We start from the raw sequence: 2,460 nt of genomic DNA on the forward strand, positions 1-2,460 counted from the left end.
ACGTCGGCAAGCCTCTCAGCCAGGCCAAGGCCGATGTCGAGGCCGCCGCCCGCTACTTCGAGTTCTACGCGGGCATCGCCGACAAACTCGGCGGCTCCACCGTTCCCCTCGGCCCTGGTCTGATGGACTACACCGTCCGTGAGCCGATCGGTGTCTCCGGGCAGATCATCCCGTTCAACTACCCGCTCCAGAACACTGCGAGGGGCTCCGCCCCGGCGCTGGCCGCGGGCTGCACGGTGGTGCTCAAGCCTTCTCCGGAGGCGCCGCTCACCCCGCTGGAGATCGGCAGGATCGCCCTGGAGTGCGGTCTCCCGCCGGGCGTGCTGAACGTCGTGCCCGGCGACGGCGAGACCGGCGCCGCCCTCGCCGGCCACCCCGGCATCGACCAGGTCACCTTCACCGGCTCGGTGCCGACGGGCATCAAGGTCGCCCAGGCGGCCGCCGCCAACGTGGTGCCCTCGGTCACCGAACTGGGCGGCAAGTCGCCCTTCGTTGTCTTCGCCGACGCCGACTTCGACCTGGCGCTGACCGCGATCCTCGGCGCGTCGTTCAGCAACGCCGGGCAGATGTGCTCGGCCGGGACCCGGCTGCTGCTCCAGCGCGGCGCCGAGCAGTTCCTGGACCGGCTGGTCGAGAAGATCGCCACCCTGCGCGTCGGCCCCGGCCTGACGGATCCCGACATCGGCCCGCTGGTCGCCGCCCGGCAGCGCGACCGGGTGCTGGGCTACCTCGAGCTGGCCCGGCAGGAGGGCGCGACGGTCCGCGTGGGCGGCGGCGCCCCGTCCGACCCCGAACTGGCCGACGGCTACTACGTCGAGCCGACCGTCCTGACCGGCCTGACGAACGACACCCGTTGCGCTCGCGAGGAGATCTTCGGCCCGGTGGTCACCGTCATCGGCTTCGACGGCGCGGACCAGGCGCTGGAGATCGCCAACGACAGCTCGTACGGCCTGGCCTCCTACGTCTGGACCCGCGACATCGACAAGGCGATGCGCATGGCCGAGGGCGTCCGGGCCGGCCAGGTGTACGTGAACGCCACCGGCGTCGGCACCGGCGTCGAGCTCCCCTTCGGCGGCTACAAGCACAGCGGCTGGGGCCGGGAGAAGGGCCTCGAAGCCCTGGCGAGCTACACGCAGACCAAGAACGTCTGCATCGGATTCGGGAGCCGGTCATGAGGTATCGCACGCTCGGTGAACGAGGGCCGAACGTGTCCGTCGTCGGCGTCGGCGGCAACAACTTCGGCTCCCGTCTCGACGAGGACGGGACGAAAGCCGTCGTCCACGCGGCGCTGGACGCGGGCATCACCCTGTTCGACACGGCGGACATGTACGGCGGGTTCGGCGAGCAGGGCGGCTCGCGCGGCGACGGCGAACGCCTTCTCGGCGCCGCGCTCAAGGGACACCGCGACGACGTGGTCCTGGCCACCAAGTTCGGCATGGAGATGGCCCCTCACGGGGAAGGAGGGGAGGCCGATCGCCACGGCCCGCGCGGCTCCCGCGACTACGTCCGGTACGCCGTCGAAGCCTCCCTGCGCCGACTCGGCACCGACCGGATCGACCTGTACCAGTACCACGAGCCGGACGGCGTCACCCCGCTGGAGGAGACCGTCGCCGCCCTGCGTGAACTCGTCGACGAGGGCAAGATCCGCTACATCGGCTGCTCCAATCACCCGGCCGAGCAGCTCACCGACGCCTTCGTCAGCACTCAGGCCCGCTACCACCTGCTCGACCGCGGCGTGGAGAGCGATCTGATCCCCGCCTGCCTGCGCCACGGCATCGGCCTGCTGCCGTACTACCCGCTGGCCAACGGCCTGCTCAGCGGCAAGTACCGGCGCGGTGAGCAGCCCCCGCCCGGCAGCCGCCTGTCCTGGCGGCAGGGCTGGCTCACCGACACCGCCCTCGACCGCGTCGAGGCGCTCATCGCGTACGGCGCCGAGCGCGGCCTGACCCTCCTCCAGGTCGCCGTCGGCTCACTCGCCGCCCTGCCCGCCGTCGGTTCCGTCATCTGCGGCGCCATGACCCCCGCACAGGTCACCGCCAACGCGGCGGCGGCCGACTGGATCCCCGACACCACCGACCTGGCCGCACTGGACGAGATCGTGCCCCCCGGCGAACGAGTCGTCTGACGTACCACCGATGTCCCCTGAAACGAGGCTGAACACCATGCGAGAGATCGTCACCTTCGACGCCTACGGCACCCTGGTCGACTTCCAGCTCGGCCCCACCACCTTGAAGGTCCTCGCCGACCGGCTGGACCTGGACAACCTGGACGTCGACGAGTTCCTCGACGACTTCCGCGTCATGCGCTTCCAGGCCGTCCTGGAGGCATACCGCCCCTACCACGAGATCCTGCACTCCAGCCTGCGGATGGCCATGCGCCTGCACGGCCTGGAGTACCGCACCTCCGACGGTGACGCCCTCGTCGAGGCCGTCCCCACCTTCGGCCCCTTCCCGGAGGTCC

The 2,460-nt window shown here is 71.0% G+C and carries 3 protein-coding genes; all 3 read left to right on the top strand.

The genetic code is table 11. The features are described 5' to 3' along the window. A partial coding sequence (locus ABT063_RS51855) for an aldehyde dehydrogenase family protein (RefSeq protein ID WP_351069336.1) occupies window positions 1–1,175 on the top strand: 1,175 nt, incomplete at its 5' end. Continuing rightward, complete coding sequence (locus ABT063_RS51860; RefSeq protein WP_351069337.1) at window positions 1,172–2,125, top strand: aldo/keto reductase; 954 nt, start codon at window positions 1,172–1,174, stop codon at window positions 2,123–2,125. The genes ABT063_RS51855 and ABT063_RS51860, both read left to right, overlap by 4 nt. A 37-nt stretch (window positions 2,126–2,162) precedes the next feature. Beyond that, the coding region (locus ABT063_RS51865; RefSeq protein WP_502991051.1) for an HAD family hydrolase at window positions 2,163–2,460 on the top strand (298 nt) is incomplete at its 3' end.

It is taken from the genome of Streptomyces sp. NPDC002838 (assembly GCF_040295365.1).
GTDB lineage: Bacteria > Actinomycetota > Actinomycetes > Streptomycetales > Streptomycetaceae > Streptomyces.